We start from the raw sequence: 16,168 nt of genomic DNA on the forward strand, positions 1-16,168 counted from the left end.
GGGCCGCGCTCACGGGTACGTTAGGAACTCCCCCAGAGGGAGGTTCAAGTGGCGCTGGGTCCCGGGTCCGACGGTCTGTGGAGCATCGGTGAGCTCGCCGAGCACGCGGGCACCACGGTGAAGACGGTCCGCTTCTACTCCGACAGCGGTCTGCTGCCGGAGCGTGCGCGCAGCGCGGGCGGACATCGCCGCTACGCGCCGGACGCGCTGGACCGGCTGCGGCTGATCCGTTCCCTGCGGGGTCTCGGCCTGCCCGTGCCCGAGGTGCGCCGCGTCGTCGACGAACGGGCCGGTGCGCAGGGCGTGTTGGAGGACGCCGTCGCGGGACAGTTGCGCACGCTCGGTACGCGACTCAGCGCGCTGCGCTGGCAGGAGGCCGCACTGCACCTGGTGCACGCCTGCCCGCCCGAGGAGCGCGCGGACCGGCTGCGGCTCGTCGGATCGCTGGGTACGCCGCCCAGCACGGCCCCGCTGGCCGGGTTCTGGCGCGCGTGGCTGCCGCCGCGGATGCCGGCCGCGTCTCGGAGGGCCTTCCTGGAGGCGGCCGTTCCGCAGCCGCCCGACATGCCGGACCCGGCGCAGGTGCTGGCGTTCGCCCGGCTGTGCGCCCTGGTGTCCCGCCCCTGCGACGGCACCGCCGCTCCCACCCAGCCGGCCGCCCATCGCGCGGCGGGCGCGCGCGAATCGGCCCTGCTGTACGCCGGGTTGGCCGAGGCCTACGAGCTGGCGGCCCGGCAGATGCGGACCGGAGCCGGTCCCGCCGACGGTGAGGCGCTGGACTGCTTCGTGGCGACGTACGCGCGCGTGGCCGGCTGCCGCGACACCGACGGCTTCCGCCGTCTGCTCGCCGTCCAGCTCACGGCCGATCCCCGGCTCGACGGCTACTGGGCCCTCGTGGCGGAGCTGATCACCGCGCCCGGCGGCGCCCCGGAACCGACGCCGGGCACGGCCCACGACTGGCTTCTCGCCGCGCTGGACGGCCAGTTGGCGTCCTGAGCATCGCCCTACTCCACTGCCGCGCTGCCGCGTCAGTGCCCCCGGAACGCCTCCTCCAGCCACCACGAGCCGTGCTCCCGTACGACCTTGGCGTCGATGAGGAGCGGCGCGGTCCGCGGTCCCGCGACCCAGTCCTGTACGGCCTTCAGGTCGGCCGGGGCGCGCACGGTCACCGCCTCGAAGCCGTAGCCGCGCGCCACGGCCGCGATGTCGGTGGGCGGGAACTCGACGGTGGAGAGCGGGAATCCGTGCGGGCCGAAGTGGTGCACCTCCGCTCCGTAGGCGTCGTCGTTGTAGACGACGACCACCATGGGCAGGCCGAGGCGGCGCACCGTGTCGAGTTCGACGGCGCTCATCAGCGCGCCGCCGTCGCCGAGCGCGGCCACCGGGAGCCGGTCGGGGCGGGCCAGGGCCGCGCCGACCGTGGTGGCGAGGCCGAGCCCGATGGACTGGAACGCCTGGGTGAAGCACAGGCCCTGCGCGTCGGGGACGGACAGGTACATCGTCGGGTGGCCCATGAAGTTGCCGGAGTCGATGCCGATGACCCGCTCGGCGGGGAGGATGTCGTCGAGCGCGATGCTGAGGGTGCGCGGGTCGATGCGGTCGCGGGTGGACTCGTCCTCGTACGGGATGTCGCGCCAGCGCAGCCGGGTGGCGAGCGCGTCGCCGGTGGCCGGGGTGCGGTAGCCCGTGCGCGTGCCGTCGCCGAGCACGGTCCGCACGCGCTCGGCCGTCAGGCGGACGTCGCCGGTGACACCGAGGTCGACGGGACGCTGCCCGCCGAGCGCGTCCGCGTCGTCGTCGATCTGGACGAGGGTGGCGTCGGGGCCGATGAGCCGGCCGTGCCGGGTGGTCCACATGGTCAGGGAGCAGCCCCAGGCGATCACGGCGTCGGCGCCCTCGATCAGTTCGGCGGCCAGCGGTGAGGCGAAGCCGCCGGAGACGTCGAGCGACCATGGGTTGCCGTGGAAGAGGCCCCGGGCCACCGCCGAGGTCGCGAGCAGCGCGCCGCAGCGTTCGGCGAGCGGTTCCAGGGCCGCGCGGGCGCCGGGGCCGCGTGCGCCGCGTCCGGCGATGAACACCGGTCGCTCGGCCCGCGTGAGGATGTCGGCGAGGGCCGCGATGTCGTCGGCAGCGGGTTCGACGGCGGCGCGCGGGACCGGTGGGGCGACGGCGGCCAGGGCCGTGTCCGCGCCCGTGACCTCCTGGGTCTGGACGTCGAGCGGCAGATTGAGCACGACGGTGCGCCGCTCGTGCACGGCGAGGGCCACGGCGGCGCGGGTCTGCGCGACGGCGTCGGCGGCGGAGGTGACGCGGGCGCTGTGCGCGCCGAGCGCTTCGGCGAGCGCCGGCTGATCGACGTAGAAGTTGGAGCGCGGCTGGGACGCCTCCGCCGCGACGACGACCAGGGGTGTGCGGCTCTTGGCCGCCTCGCCGATGCCGGTGAGGGCGTTGGTGAGCCCGCACCCCTGGTGCACGCTGAGCGCCGCCACGGTGCCGCTGACCCGGGCGTACGCGTCGGCCATGGTGGCGGCGCCGCCCTCGTGGCGGGTGGCGACGAACCGGGCGCCGGCCGCCGCCATGGCGTTGGTGACGTGGAAGTTGCCGGAGCCGACGACGCCGAAGACCTGCTCCACACCGGCGGCGACCAGGGTCCGTCCGACCACCTCGGCGACGTTCACGACGGCTGCCCCGTCCGCTCGACGAGGGCGAGGACCCGGGCGGGCGCCCCGGACCCGGACACGATCGGCAGCGGTCCCGCGATCACCACGGCGCCGGTGGGCGGCAGTTCGGCCAGGTTCTGCAGTTGCGTCAGGCCGTACTTGCCGCTGCCCATGAGGTACGAGTGGCAGGGGAACGCCGGGTCGAAGCCGTGCGCCCGGCCCGCGTCGGTGCCCACCGTCTCGACGCCGAGCCCGAGGACCGGGGTCTCTTCCGCGACCCAGCGGGCGCAGTCGGCGGAGAGGCCCGGAGTGTGCGGTCCGTTCTCGTCGGCGTTCAGAAAGGTGTCCTGCGCGGCGGACCGGCTGCTCCAGCCGGTCCGCACGAGCAGCCAGCCGCCGTCGGGCAGCGCGCCGTGCCGGTCCTGCCAGGCTTCGATGTGCGCCCGTTCCACCAGGAAGTCGGGGTCCTTGGCGACCTCGTCGGTGACGTCGAGCACGGCGGCGGGCGCGACGAGTTGCCGTGCCGGCACCGAGGCGATGTCGGCGAGATCGCGGCCGGTGACCCAGTGGTTGGGGGCGTCGAAGTGGGTTCCGGTGTGCTCGCCGGACCGGAAGTTGTTCCAGTACCAGGCGGGCCCCCGGTCGTCGTACCGGCTGATCTCCTCCAGCTCGAACACGGCGGTCTGCCCGAACTGGGGAGGCAGTTCCAGCACCGGCGTGCTGGACGTCAACGGCGCTGTGAGGTCGACGACTTGGATCGAACCGCCCCGCAGCGCGGCCACCAGAGCGGCGAGTACGGACGGCGACGTGGACTGCGACGCTGCTGCGGCTGCTGCCGTGGGCTCGGACATGCCTGCATCCTGAAGGCATCGACGGCGCCGCACAACCGTCAGTGCGAGTCGCGCGGGACGGCGTGGCCTCGGCGGCCGCGCAGGAAGCCGAAGTCCGCGCCCCGGTCGGCTCCTTCGACGTGTTCGGTGTACAGCCAGGCGTAGCCGCTGTCGTGCCGCGGTGCGGGAGCCCGCCAGGCGGTCCGGCGCTGCGCCAACTCCTCGTCCGTCACGTCCAGATGGAGGGATCGACGGGGCACGTCCAGGGTGATGGTGTCGCCGTCCCGTACGAGCGCCAGGGGGCCGCCGACCGCCGCCTCGGGTGCGACGTGCAGGACGACCGTGCCGTATCCGGTGCCGCTCATCCGGCCGTCGCAGACCCGCACCATGTCGGTGACGCCCGCCTTCAGGAGCTTGGCCGGCAGCGGCACGTTCGACACCTCGGGCATGCCCGGGTAGCCCTTGGGGCCGGCGCCCCGGATGACGAGGACCGTGTTCTCGTCGACGTCCAGGTCCGGGTCGTCGCAGACCGCGTGGTAGGCCTCCGGGGAGTCGAAGACGCGGGCGGTACCGGTGTGGGTGAGCAGGTGCGCGGACGCCGCGGACTGCTTGACGACGGCGCCGTCCGGGCAGAGGTTGCCGCGCAGGACGGCGGTGCCGCTGCCGGCCGGCTGGAAGGGGGCGTCGACCGGGGTGATGACCTCGTCGCCGATGCGCTCGGCGTCCGCGACGTTCTCGGCGAGGGGGCGCCCGGTCACGGTGACTCCGCCGCTGTGCAGGAGTCCGGCCCGCACCAGTTCGCGGTGGACCGCGGGGAGCCCGCCCGCGTAGCAGAAGTCCTCCATGAGGTACTTCCCGGACGGCATCAGGTTCAGCAGCGTCGGTACGTCCCGCGCGAGCCGGTCGAAGTCCTCGGCGTCGAGGCGGACGCCGACGCGGCCGGCGAGGGCGGTGAGGTGGATGATCGCGTTGGTGGAGCCGCCGATCGCGGCGTTGGTGCGGATCGCGTTCTCGAACGCCTCCCGGGTGAGGATCTCCGAGGGGCGCAGCTCCTCCTCGACCATCTCCACGATGCGACGGCCGGCCCGCTGGGCGGTCTCGTAGCGGCGCATGTCGACGGCCGGCCAGGTGGCGGAGCCGGGCAGTTGCATGCCGAGGGTCTCCGCCATGCAGGCCATGGTGGAGGCGGTGCCCATCGTCATGCAGTGGCCGTCGGAGCGCGCCATGCAGCCCTCGGCGAAGAAGCACTCCTCCTCGGTCATCCGGCCGGCCTTGACCTCGGCCTCCATCTGCCACACGGCGGTGCCCGAACCGACGTCCCGGCCCTGGAACTTGCCGTTGAGCATGGGGCCGCCGGTGACCATCAGCGCGGGCAGGTCGACGCTGGCGGCGCCCATGAGCATGGCCGGGGTCGTCTTGTCGCAGCCGGAGAGCAGCACCACGCCGTCGAGCGGGTTGGCGCGGATCAGCTCCTCGACCTCCATGGCCATCAGGTTGCGGTACAGCATGGCGGTGGGCCGCATCAGGGTCTCGCCCGTCGCCATGGTGGGGAACGCCAGCGGGAACCCCCCGGCCTGCCACACACCGCGCTTCACGGATTCGGCGACGCGGGTCAAGTGGGCGTTGCAGGGCGCGAGTTCGGACGCGGAGACGGCGACGCCGATCACCGGGCGGCCGTCGAACACCTCGGGGCCGTGCCCCTGGTTGCGCAGCCATGAGCGGTAGACCATGCCGCCCCGTCCGGCGGCGCCGAACCAGGCCTGACTGCGGCGGGCGGACGAGTGGGGGTGCCCTTCGGCCATGCGGATCACTCCGTTACGTCGATGCGCGGACGCTGCCGGGCAATCATCGGATGATTGCCCGGCAGCGTCCAGGGTGCCCCCCGCCTCGGGTCAGCCGGCGTCGACCAGTTCGAGGCCTTCGGCGACGACCCGTCCGTCGTGCAGGACCGTGCGGTCGGTGCCGCGGTCCATGACGGCGCTGCTGGGCGTCTCGCCGTCCACGAGCAGCAGGTCGGCGCGGTCGCCGACGGCGAGTCCTGGCCGGTCGGTGATCCCGGCGAGGCGGGGCACGTCGTGGCTCATGATCGAGGCGCCGCCCATGCTCGCGACCGCCAGGCACATCTCGATGTGCTCGTCACGGCGGAAGTTGTTGGTGAAGGCGAGCTGCCAGGTGCGGTCGAGCAGGTCGCAGTTGCCGTACGGGCTCCAGTAGTCGCGCTGCCCGTCCTCGCCGAGGCCGACGCGGACGCCCGCCTCGGTGAGCGCGGCGAGGGAGAGCTGGTTGCGGGCGGCGGGGGCGACGGTCGCCATGGCGATGTCCAGCTCCGCGAACTCCTCGATGAGGCGGCGGCTGGTGGACTCGTTGACGGAGCCCAGCTCGTAGGCGTGCGACATGGTGACCTTGCCCTGCATGCCGAGCGCGCGGACGCGCTCCAGGATCAGGTCGGTGGAGAAGACGCCGAGTTCGCCCGGCTCGTGGAGGTGGATGTCGACCTCGACGCCGTACTTCTCGGCGAGTCCGAAGACGACGTCGAGGTGGCCCTTGGGGTCGCGGTCCAGGGTGCAGGGGTCGATGCCGCCCATGACGTCGGCGCCCGCCTTGAGCGAGGCCTCCAGGTAGTCGGCGGTGCCGGGCTCCAGCAGGATGCCGGCCTGCGGGAACGTCATGATCTGGACGTCGGCGAGGTGCCCGTACTTCTCCTTGGCGGCGACGACCGCCTCGAACTTCTCCAGCTTGCAGTCGACGTCGACCTGCGCGTAGGTGCGCACACGCGTCGTACCGCGGGCGATCATGCGCTCCAGGGTGCCGGCGACCCGCGTGGGCAGGTCGATCTCGGCGTCACGCCAGTTCTCGCGGTCGTTCATCGTCATCGTCCACACGCCGGGGCCGCCGGTGTGCGGGCGGAACGGCAGGCCGATGCGGGTGGAGTCCAGGTGGACGTGAACGTCGCTGAAGGACGGCAGCAGCAGTCGGCCGCGGCCCTCGACGACCTCTCCGGCGGGTGCGGCCGCCGGGTCGTGCGGGCGGATCGCGGTGATGCGGGTGCCGTCGACGGTCACGTCGCTGCGCTCGCCGCCCCAGGGGCGGACGTCACGGATGAGCATGTGGTGCAACTTCCTTACTTCGGTGATGTGTTGACGGGGTGTGTGGGCGGGGTGCTTGGGCTGGGTGTGCTGTCGGGTCAGTGGGTCGGGACGGCGTGGTCGGCGAAGTGGCAGGCGGGCGCCTCGCCGTCCGGCACCGGTGGGGTCTCCCCCGCGCAGCGCGCCTGTTCGGCCTCGCCGAGGGTGGGGCGCAGCGGGCACCGCGTACGGAACACGCAGCCGGACGGGGGGTTCGCCGGGGTGGGCAGATCGCCGGAGAGGCGGATCCTGCGGCCCCGGTCGGCGTCCGGGTCGGGCTGGGGGACGGCGGAGAGCAGGGCGCGGGTGTAGGGGTGGCGGGGGTGGTCGAAGACCTCCCGGGTGGCCCCGCTCTCCATGATCTTTCCGAGGTACATGACGGCGACGCGATCGGCGAAGTGCCGTACGACGGACAGGTCGTGGGCGATGAAGAGGTACGAGACGCCGGTGTCGGCCTGGATGTCCTGGAGCAGGTTGACCACCTGGGCCTGCACGGAGACGTCGAGGGCGGAGACCGGCTCGTCGCAGATGATCAGGCGGGGTTCGAGGGCGAGCGCGCGGGCGATGCCGACGCGCTGCTTCTGGCCGCCGGAGAACTCGTGCGGGAACCGGTTGTAGTGGTCGGGGCGCAGGCCGACCCGGTCCATGAGTTCCCGTACGCGCGTCTTGACGCCGCCGGGCGGGTCGATGCCCTGGGCCTGGAGCGGCGCGGCGATCGCGGCGCCCACGGTCTGCCGGGGGTTGAGGGACGAGGCCGGGTTCTGGAAGACCATCTGCACCTGGCGGCGGTACTCCTGCGCCTCGGCCCGGTTCAGCGAGCCGACGTCGCGGCCGTCGAGCCGGACGGTGCCGGAGGTCGGCTCGAGGAGGCGCATCAGGAGCCGGCCGGTGGTGGACTTGCCGCAGCCGGACTCGCCGACGATGCCGAGGGTCTGTCCGGCGCCCACGGAGAAGCTCACGCCGTCGACGGCCTTGACCGGGGCGCCGCCACGGCCCAGCAGGCCGCCGCGCCCCGGGAAGTGCTTGGTCAGGCCCTGCGCCTCCAGGAGCGGCGGCTGTTCGGTGGTGGTCATCGCACGGCCTCCTCGGCGTCGGTGAGGGTCTCCAGGTGGCACCGGGAGGGGTGGGCGGCGGTTCCGGCGGGGCTCGCGGTGAGGAACGCGGGGCGCTCGCCGTGGCACCGCCCGTCGGGCACGCGGTGGGTCTGCGGGCAGCGCTCGGCGAAGAGGCAGCCCTGGGGCAGGGCGAGCAGCGACGGCGGGAAGCCCGCGATGGGGCGCAGCCGTTCGCTGTCGTCGCCGAGCGTGGGCATGGAGGCGAGCAGGCCCTGGGTGTAGGGGTGGCGCGGATCCCGGAACAGTTCGCGGACGCTGCCCCGCTCCACGCACTGTCCGCCGTACATGACGGCGACGTGGTGGCAGACCTCGGCGACGACGCCGAGGTCGTGGGTGACGAGGACGACGGCGGTGCCGGTCTCCTGCTGGAGTTCGCCGAGCAGGTCGAGGATCTGCGCCTGGACGGTGACGTCGAGGGCGGTGGTCGGCTCGTCGGCGATGAGCAGTTCCGGTTCGCAGACCAGCGCCATGGCGATCATGGCGCGCTGGCGCATGCCGCCGGAGAACTCGTGCGGGTAGGCGCGGGCGCGCCGCTTGGGGTCGGGGATGCCGACCCGGCCCAGCATGTCGACGGCGACGTCGAGGGCGGCCTTCCGCGACACCTGGTTGTGCACCCGGTAGGCCTCGGCGATCTGGGCGCCGACGGTGTGCAGGGGGTGCATCGCGGAGAGCGGGTCCTGGAAGATCATGGCGATCTTCTTGCCGCGCCAGGACCGCATCCGGTCCTCGGACAGGGAGTTGAGGTCGGTGCCGTCGAGCAGGATCTCGCCGGTGACCTCGGCGCGGGTCTCCTTGAGCAGGCCCATCAGCGCCTGGCTGGTGACGGTCTTGCCGGAGCCGGACTCGCCGACGACGCCGATGGTCTCGCCCCGGTTCAGGGTGAGGTCCATGCCGTTGACGGCGTGCACGAGCCCGTCGTCGGTCGGGAAGGTGACGTGCAGGTCGCGTATGCGCAACAGGGGTTGATCGGTGACGGTGGTCATCAGGCGGCCCTCACTCGCGGGTCGATGACGGCGTAGACGGCGTCGACGACGACATTGGCGACGATGATGAAGAAGGCGGCGAGCAGGGTGATCGCCATGGTCACGGGCAGGTCGCCGGCCTGTGCGGCGCGGACGGCGGTGAAGCCGACGCCGGGTACGGAGAAGATCTGCTCGGTGAGGACGGCGCCGCCGAGCAGCAGCCCGATGTCGAGGCCGAGCATGGTGACAACGGGGGTGAGCCCGGCGCGGGCGCCGTGCCGGACGACCATGACCGTGCGGGACAGGCCCTTGGCGCGGGCGGTGCGCATGAAGTCCTCGCCGAACGTCTCCAGCATGGAGCTGCGGGTGACGCGGATGTACTGGGCGCTGAACAGCACGGCGAGCGCGACCCAGGGCAGCAGGTAGTTCTGGAACCAGCCGCCGAATCCGGCGGGTCCGAACGGGGACGTGATGGCGTTGGTGGTGAACGGCAGCAGGTCGAACGTCGAGACGAAGACCAGCAGCAGAAGCAGACCGGTGACGGGGATCGGCAGCGAGACGCCGACCGAGGCGCCGCCCACGATCAGCTTGTCGACGAGCTTGTTCTTGCGCAGCGCGGCGAGCGTGCCGAGGGTGACGCCGACGACCGTCCAGAGCACGATCGCGCCCACGGCGACGGACACGGTGTACGGCAGGGCGCGTTCGAGGACGGCGGTGACGTTCTCGTTCGTCTGGAACGACTTGCCGAAACAGGGCCATTCGCAGAGCGTCTGCGCACCGGCCGCGCCGAGCGTCCGCCCGTGGAACAGGCCGGACATGTAGGTCAGGTACTGGGTGAGGAACGGCTTGTCCATGCCGAGCGCGACGCGCGCCTCGGCCACGCGCTGCGGCGTGCACTCCTGCCCGCAGGCCGCGGCGGCCGGATCGGCGGGCCCGAACTGGAAGAGGGTGAAGGTGACGAAGCTGATGACGATCAGCAGGACGACGGTGGCGCCGAAGCGCCGTAGCAGGAACGCGGCCATGGTCACCCCTTCTTGGACACGACCGAGACGGTCGAGAGGTCGATGGAGCCGAAGAAGTAACCGACTTGCGCGTTGCGGATGTCGGATCCGACGACGGAGCGCGTGACGTTGCGGATGAGGGGCACGAGCGGGTAGTCCTGCATGGCCTGGTCGAAGAGCGCGGACCACTTGCGGCCCAACTCCTCGCTGCCGCCGTTTTCCCCGCGCAGCTCGTACATGGCGCGGGCGATCTCGGGGTCGTGGTAGCGGGGGATGTTGGAGAAGCCGAAGCTCTTGCCGTCGACGCTCGGGCCCAGGTTGGGGTCGATGGTGGTGCGCACCGAGCCGCTGTCGGCGCCGCCGCACCAGCCGCTGCGGGCGATGTCGGGCATGTTGGAGCCGGCGAGCGTCGTGTAGTAGTTCGCGGCGGGGATCGCGCGCAGTTCGAGATCGATGCCGAGCTGCTTGAGGTTCTGCTGGAGCGACGTGCCCATGTTCTTGTAGCGGGGCGTGGCGTCGGCGTATCCGTAGACGAGCTTCTTCGGGACGTCCCGGCCCTTCAGGAGCTTCTTCGCCGCCGCGAGCCGGGGCTGGCCCGCCGGGTCGAGTCCGGTGTGCTGGGTGACGTAACCGCGCTGGTCGGGGTTGATGTACGACTGCGTGAGCTTGCCGAAGCGGGCGCCGCCGTACTGGAGCTGGATGGCCTTGCGGTCGATGGCGAGCGCGATGGCCTCGCGGACCACCGGGTCCTTGATCGACTCGGTGTTGAAGTCGAGGACGTCGGTGCAGCCGATCAGGCCGGAGGCGGTGCGCCGCGCGACGGCCGGCTCGTCGAGCTTCGCCGCGTCGGACGCCTGGAGTCCGCCCGCACTGTCGAGGGTGAGCGCGGTGGGGTCGGAGTCGGCGAGCAGTTGCTGGCTGATGGTCGACTGCGCGGTGGAGAGGCTGAAGGTGAAGGTGTCCGGGAGGGCGCTGCGGTTGGGGTCGGTGGCCGGGTCCCAGTTCTTGTTGCGGACGAGCTTCATGGAGCGGCCGCGGTCGTAGTACTTGATCTTGTACGGGCCCGTGGACACCGGGTGGTTGGTGTAGTCGAGCTTGGTGTCCTTCGCCCGGGGCACGGGCGCGGTATTGGAGCGGGAGACCAGCGCCGGGAACTCGGCGAAGGGCTGCTTCAGCTTGAAGACGACCGTACGGTCGTCGGGGGTCTCGACGCCCTTGAAGTCACCGGCGGAGCCCTTGGCGTAGGGGCCCTTGTAGCCGTCGTCGGAGAGGGCGGAGTTCAGCTCCTGCGGGGCCTGGGTGTACACGTCGCGGGCGTAGGTCCGCTCGACGCCGTACTTGACGTCCTTGGCGGTGATCGGCGAGCCGTCCTCGAACTTCAGCCCTGTCTTCAGGGTGTAGGTCCAGGTGAGGCCGTCCTTGGAGACCTTGCCGAGGTCGGTGGCGAGGTCGGGGACGATCTTCGGGGGCTTGCCCGCCTCCTCCTTGGCCATGGTGAGGGTGCGGTAGTACAGCTGGCCGACGTTGGCCGTCTGGACGTAGTTGCTGTTGCCCGGGTCGAGGGTCTGGAAGTCGGTGGACATCACGACGTTGACGTTGCCGCCCCTGGTCGTGTCGCCGTCGCCGACCTTGACGGCCTCGAAGGCGTCGGCGGGGGCGTTGGAGCCCGAGCCGGGCTTGGGCTTCGGGCCGCCGCAGGCGGTGAGGGTCAGCCCGGCGCTCACCGTCAGGGCGAGAGCCGCCGCGGTGCGTCGATTCACTGCTGCTCCTGGGGTTCGTGGCGTGCGTGGACTTCGGTCAGCCACGGGAGGACTTGGGGTCGAGGGCGTCGCGGACGGCGTCGCCGAGCAGGTTGAAGGCCAGCACCGTGAGGACGAGGGCGCCGGCGGGCACGGCCAGGAACCAGGGGTCGGTCAGGTACCAGTTGCCGGCCTGGGCGGCGTTGAGCATCTGCCCCCAGGAGGGGGTGGGGTCCTTGACGCCGACGCCGAGGAACGAGAGCGCCGCCTCGGCGGTGATGTTGGTGGGGATCATCATCGTGGCGTAGACGAGGACGACGCCCATCACGTTGGGCACGATCTGCTTGAGGATGATCGTGCGGTGCGAGGCGCCGTAGGACCGGGCCGCCTCGACGAACTCCTGCTCGCGGATGGACAGCACCTGACCGCGCACGACGCGGGCGAGGTAGGCCCAGCCGAAGAAGCCGAGGATGATCACGAGCGAGGCGATCGGCAGCAGACTGCCCTCTCCCAGCGCCGTGTCGCCGAGCCGGGACTGGAGGATCGGCGTGAGCGAGAGCACGAGCAGCAGGTGCGGGAAGGCCAGGAACAGGTCCATGATCCGGCTGATCACCATGTCGACCTTGCCGCCGAAGTAGCCGGCGGCGGCGCCGAGGATCGTGCCGAGGACGACGGAGACGGCCGTCGCGAGCAGCGCGATGATCAGGGAGACCTGGGCGCCGTGCGCCATGCGGGCGAAGATGTCGCGGCCCAGGCCCGGTTCGACGCCGAGCCAGTGGTCGGCGGACGGGAAGCGGTAGTAGGACAGCGGCAGTCCGGGGGTGCCGTAGTCGTCCAGGACGTCCGGGCTGGTGCGCGTGGTGTACGGGTCCTGGCCCTCGAGGGCGCTGAGCAGCGGGGCCAGCGCAGCGAAGAGAATCATGAGGACCACCACGGCGAGCGCGGCGAGCGCGATCTTGCTGCGCCGGATGCGCAGCCACGCGGTGCCGAGCAGGGAGCGGGCGGCTACTGCCGGCTGCGCCGAAGCGGGCCGGGCAGCGGTGAAGTTGGGCTCGCCGCCGGCCTCGGCGCCGGAAGGCGGCCGAGCGGGCAGCACAGGGGAATCCGTCACGTCGCGTGATCCATTCGGCGCTCGGGGGAAGGTTGGCGGGACGGTATACCAAGAAAGCGATGGCGCGAAAGGGGTGACCGGATTTTGGTATACCGAGTGCCGCAACAGCGCCGCTTAACGGGGCATTTCACCCTCCGGCCGTCCCGATGGAGATCGACGGGCGGCTCACTCTTCCCTGGTCGGTATACCAACTCGTACGATCAGGACGGCACGACCCGTGAATCTCAGGAGGCACTATGCGCACCCGCTGGCGCGCCCGGCACATCCTCGCCCACCAGGACGGCGGCCACGCGCTGCTGCGGGACGGCGAAGTGGTGTGGGAGGACGACCGTGTGGTCTACGTCGGCCCCCGCTACGACGGGCCGGTCGACACGGAGCGCGACCTGGGCGAGTCCCTGGTGCTGCCCGGCCTCATCGACCTCGACGCGCTCACCGACGTCGACCATCTCGTCCTGGACTCCTGGGCGGGACCGGAGCGCGCCAAGGGCCTGCAGTGGTCCCTGGACTACTTCGCCCAGCGGCGCCACGACGTGTTCACGCCGCAGGAACGCACGACCATCCGCACGTACGCCCTCGCCCAGCTCGCGCTGCACGGCATCACGACGTTCATGCCGATCGCCTCCGAGGTGCACAGCCGCTGGGCCGAGCCGTACGACGAACTCGTCGAGACGGCGCGCGTCTCCCGCCGGATCGGGCTGCGCGGCTATCTCGGCCCCGCCTACCGCTCGGGCGTCAACGTCGTCCTGCCGGACGGCACCCGGGAGGTCGCCTTCGACGAGGCGGAGGGCCGGGCGGGACTGCGCGACGCGCTGCGCTTCCTGGACCACGTCGACGGGCTCGACGACCCGCTGCTCACCGGCGTCCTGCTGCCGTGCCGCATCGAGACCCTCACCGAGGAACTCCTCGCGGAGACCGCCCGGGTCGGGCGCGAGCGCGGCGTCCTGGTCCGGCTGCACGCGCTCCAGGGCCTGGCCGAGCGGAACATCATCGAGCGGCGGCACGGTCTGACACCGCTCGAACTCCTCGACAAGCACGGCCTGTTGGGCCCGAACCTGCTCATCCCGCACACGGTGCTCCTCGACCGGCACCCGGCCGTGCACGGCGCGGACCGCGGCGACCTGGCGCTGCTCGCCCGCAGCGGGATCTCGGTCGTCCACTGCCCGCAGACCTCCCTGCGGTACGGCGAGATGCTGCACTCCTTCCGCGCGTACCGCGAGGCCGGTGTGAACCTGTGCCTGGGCACCGACTCCTTCCCGCCGGACCTGGTCCGCGGCATGGACGTCGGCGTGCACCTGGCGAAGATCGCCGACGGGCGCTCGGACGCCGCGCCCGCCGAGCACTACGTGGAGGCGGCCACCCTGGGCGGCGCCCGTGCGCTCGACCGTGCCGACCTGGGCCGGATCGCTCCCGGCGCGCAGGCGGACCTGGTCGCGTTCTCCCTGGACGACATCCGCGACGGCGTGCTCGACGACCCGGTGCGCACCTTCCTGCTCAACGGGACCGCGCGGCAGGCGACGAACTCCGTGGTCGCGGGAAGCCCCGTGCTCGTCGACGGCGGCCTGCCCGGCCTCGACCTGGAAACGCTGCGCCGCGACGCCCAGGCCCTGTTCGAGCGGATGCGCGCCGCCTACAGCGAGCGCGACACCGAGCGCCGGGACACCGCGGCGCTGTTCCCGCCGACGTTCCCCGCGTTCCACGAGTCCGCGCCGAAGGCGGGCGCGTGACGCTCGCCGAGGTGTCCGAACCGCCCGGCGCCTCGCACGTGGAGCGCACCGAGGAGCTGATCCGGGCCGGCATCCACGCGGGCACCTACCGGGCGGGCACCCGGCTGCGCGAACGCGAACTCGCCGAGGCGCTCGGGGTCTCGCGCGTCCCGGTGCGCGAGGCTCTGATGCGGCTCGCGGGCGAGGGGCTCGTCGTCCTGGAGCCGCGCAGGGGCGCGCGGGTGCGTCGGCTCACCCTGCGCGACGTCGACGAACTCTTCGATCTCCGGCTGAGCCTGGAGGTGTTCGCGGCGCGCCGGGCGGCCGAGATCGTCGCGCGCGGCGGCGACCACGACGGGCTGCGCGCGGTGATGGCCGCGGCCGAGGCGGCGACGGGGCGCGGCGACGAGGCGGCCATCGCGGCCGCGAACACGGCCTTCCACGCCGAGCTGATCACCATGACGGGCAATCGCCTGCTGCAGTCGTCGTTCCAGCCCTCGCGCGGCCTGATGCACTGGCTGTTCCGCATCACCGCCACCGAGCGCGGGGCCGAGCAGCACTGCGCGGAGCACCGCCAGATCTGCGACGCGATCGGCGCCGGCCGGCCGCGTCTGGCCGAGGCGCTCACCTTCGCCCACATCGATGTCCGGCGCGCTCCCGTGATGGCGGCGCTCGCCGCGGTGCTGCCCCCGGAGTGACCTCCCCTCCCGTACGCAATCCCGTGTCCGGCCCGCTGCCCCCGGGCTACCCTTCGACCGAGGTCGGCGCCGTGCACGGCGGCGTACGGGAGGGGACACGCGATGACGGACGCGGCGGCACAGCCCTGCGCGCCTTGGGAATCGGAGCTCACGTCGGTCGTGGTGCACGCGCGCGGCGCGGTGTGCCGACGGCTCGCCCGGGGCGTCGTACCGGCCGACGGCCGGGTACGGGTGCGGGGCCTGCCGCGCGTCCTGGACCCGCTCTCGCTGCGCGCGTACGTGGTGGACGGGCCCGCACTTCGGGTGACCGGCGCCCGGATCGCCGTCGAGGCCGAACCCCTCGCGCCCGAGGCGGCCCCGGAACTGGTCCGTGAGACCGAGCGGCTGACCGAGGAGCGGCGGAGCACCGAGGCCCGCCGGGACCGGCAGCTGCGCCGGATCGAGGAGGTCACGGCGCTGCGCCCGGTCCCGCCGCCGCGCCGCCGCGACGACCCGCACCGGCGCACACCCGTCGAGGCGTGGCTGCGGCTCGCGGAGTTCGTCGACGAACGGCTGGCGGAACTGCACACCGGACTCGTCGAACTGGACGAGCGGCTGCGCCGCGTCGCGTTCGAACTCGACGTCGCCGCCGACCGGTTGGCACGCGCCTCCACCGACACTCCGTCGACTCCCGTGCACACCACGGTCTGCGCCGACCTCAGCCTGACGGAGACGGACGCGGGCGAGGGGTCCGTCACCGGGCCGGTGGACATCGAGATCGAGTACCGCGTGCCGGGTGCGGTCTGGGTGCCCTCCTACCGACTGACGCACCGTCAGGACGAGGAGGGCGGCCGTCTCGTGCTGCGGGCCTCGGTCGCGCAGCGCACCGGCGAGGACTGGACCGGGGTGCGCCTCGGCCTGTCCACCGCCGATCTGCACCGGCCGACCGGGGCGCCCGTGCTGCGCTCGGTGCGGATCGGGCGCCGTCAGCCCGCCCCGGCGCCGTCCGGCTGGCGCGAGCCGCCGACCGGGCTCGCGGGGCTGTTCGCGGGGTACGACGCGGCGGGGCCGAGCCCCGCCGTCACGGCGCGGGGGCTGTCACTGGTCGGCGGTGCGGCGGAGACGGCGCAGGCGCCTCAGTACGCGGGGGCCGCGCCCGTGGCGCCGGGCGCGGTCCGCTCGCGCGCGGCAGGTCGGCCGAAGGCGCCCGGCGCCCTGCCGCCCCCGGCCGCTGCCGCACCGGCT

General features: G+C 72.6%; 13 protein-coding genes. 4 read left to right on the top strand and 9 right to left on the bottom strand.

Annotated features, from left to right (window positions below; translation table 11 throughout):
* Positions 1–54: 54 nt before the first annotated feature.
* Positions 55–996, top strand: coding sequence for a MerR family transcriptional regulator (locus tag ACFVDP_RS37715; protein WP_383500193.1), 942 nt, complete (start codon positions 55–57; stop codon positions 994–996).
* 32 nt (positions 997–1,028) lie between these two features.
* On the opposite strand, the gene ACFVDP_RS37720 is transcribed toward ACFVDP_RS37715, so the two are convergent.
* From ACFVDP_RS37720 to ACFVDP_RS37760, 9 genes are all read right to left on the bottom strand, one after another.
* Positions 1,029–2,678 (bottom strand): thiamine pyrophosphate-binding protein, encoded by a 1,650-nt coding sequence (locus ACFVDP_RS37720; protein WP_383500152.1) that lies wholly within the window; start codon positions 2,676–2,678, stop codon positions 1,029–1,031.
* Complete coding sequence (locus ACFVDP_RS37725; protein WP_383500154.1) at positions 2,675–3,511, bottom strand: cyclase family protein; 837 nt, start codon at positions 3,509–3,511, stop codon at positions 2,675–2,677. The genes ACFVDP_RS37720 and ACFVDP_RS37725 overlap by 4 nt, the downstream gene beginning before the upstream one ends.
* A gap of 38 nt (positions 3,512–3,549) precedes the next feature.
* Entirely contained in the window at positions 3,550–5,292 is a 1,743-nt protein-coding gene (locus tag ACFVDP_RS37730) for an IlvD/Edd family dehydratase (protein WP_383500157.1), read from the bottom strand.
* A 90-nt stretch (positions 5,293–5,382) separates the two neighbouring features.
* Positions 5,383–6,597 (bottom strand): amidohydrolase, encoded by a 1,215-nt coding sequence (locus ACFVDP_RS37735; protein WP_383500160.1) that lies wholly within the window; start codon positions 6,595–6,597, stop codon positions 5,383–5,385.
* A 77-nt stretch (positions 6,598–6,674) separates the two neighbouring features.
* Entirely contained in the window at positions 6,675–7,688 is a 1,014-nt protein-coding gene (locus tag ACFVDP_RS37740; protein ID WP_383500163.1) for an ABC transporter ATP-binding protein, read from the bottom strand.
* Positions 7,685–8,713 (bottom strand): ABC transporter ATP-binding protein, encoded by a 1,029-nt coding sequence (locus ACFVDP_RS37745; RefSeq protein ID WP_383500166.1) that lies wholly within the window; start codon positions 8,711–8,713, stop codon positions 7,685–7,687. The genes ACFVDP_RS37740 and ACFVDP_RS37745 overlap by 4 nt, the downstream gene beginning before the upstream one ends.
* Positions 8,713–9,714, bottom strand: a complete 1,002-nt coding sequence (locus tag ACFVDP_RS37750; protein WP_383500169.1) for an ABC transporter permease — start codon at positions 9,712–9,714, stop codon at positions 8,713–8,715. The genes ACFVDP_RS37745 and ACFVDP_RS37750 overlap by 1 nt, the downstream gene beginning before the upstream one ends.
* 2 nt (positions 9,715–9,716) lie before the next feature.
* The gene (locus ACFVDP_RS37755) at positions 9,717–11,453 is read right to left on the bottom strand and encodes an ABC transporter substrate-binding protein (RefSeq protein WP_383500172.1); all 1,737 of its coding nucleotides are present in this window, start codon (positions 11,451–11,453) and stop codon (positions 9,717–9,719) included.
* Positions 11,454–11,490: 37 nt separating this feature from the next.
* Positions 11,491–12,528, bottom strand: a complete 1,038-nt coding sequence (locus tag ACFVDP_RS37760; RefSeq protein ID WP_383500196.1) for an ABC transporter permease — start codon at positions 12,526–12,528, stop codon at positions 11,491–11,493.
* Positions 12,529–12,779: 251 nt separating this feature from the next.
* Here ACFVDP_RS37760 and ACFVDP_RS37765 point away from each other — a divergent pair, with 251 nt between their 5' ends.
* From ACFVDP_RS37765 to ACFVDP_RS37775, 3 genes are all read left to right on the top strand, one after another.
* The gene (locus ACFVDP_RS37765; protein WP_383500175.1) at positions 12,780–14,267 is read left to right on the top strand and encodes a chlorohydrolase family protein; all 1,488 of its coding nucleotides are present in this window, start codon (positions 12,780–12,782) and stop codon (positions 14,265–14,267) included.
* Positions 14,264–14,944 carry a GntR family transcriptional regulator gene (locus ACFVDP_RS37770; RefSeq protein WP_383500177.1) on the top strand — a complete coding sequence of 227 codons (681 nt, stop codon included), beginning with the start codon at positions 14,264–14,266 and terminating at the stop codon, positions 14,942–14,944. The genes ACFVDP_RS37765 and ACFVDP_RS37770 overlap by 4 nt, the downstream gene beginning before the upstream one ends.
* A 102-nt stretch (positions 14,945–15,046) precedes the next feature.
* Positions 15,047–16,168 (top strand): DUF4139 domain-containing protein (locus ACFVDP_RS37775; protein WP_383500179.1); only part of this gene is annotated, 1,122 nt, incomplete at its 3' end.

Source organism: Streptomyces sp. NPDC057694 (assembly GCF_042799415.1).
Lineage (GTDB): Bacteria > Actinomycetota > Actinomycetes > Streptomycetales > Streptomycetaceae > Streptomyces.

Bases quoted from the DNA above. Each gene is read 5' to 3' on its own strand.
- ACFVDP_RS37725 (WP_383500154.1), bottom strand. From the start codon at position 3,511: ATGTCCGAGCCCACGGCAGCAGCCGCAGCAGCGTCGCAGTCCACGTCG.
- ACFVDP_RS37750 (WP_383500169.1), bottom strand. From the start codon at position 9,714: ATGGCCGCGTTCCTGCTACGGCGCTTCGGCGCCACCGTCGTCCTGCTG.
- ACFVDP_RS37735 (WP_383500160.1), bottom strand. From the start codon at position 6,597: ATGCTCATCCGTGACGTCCGCCCCTGGGGCGGCGAGCGCAGCGACGTG.
- ACFVDP_RS37745 (WP_383500166.1), bottom strand. From the start codon at position 8,713: ATGACCACCGTCACCGATCAACCCCTGTTGCGCATACGCGACCTGCAC.
- ACFVDP_RS37765 (WP_383500175.1), top strand. From the start codon at position 12,780: ATGCGCACCCGCTGGCGCGCCCGGCACATCCTCGCCCACCAGGACGGC.
- ACFVDP_RS37740 (WP_383500163.1), bottom strand. From the start codon at position 7,688: ATGACCACCACCGAACAGCCGCCGCTCCTGGAGGCGCAGGGCCTGACC.
- ACFVDP_RS37730 (WP_383500157.1), bottom strand. From the start codon at position 5,292: ATGGCCGAAGGGCACCCCCACTCGTCCGCCCGCCGCAGTCAGGCCTGG.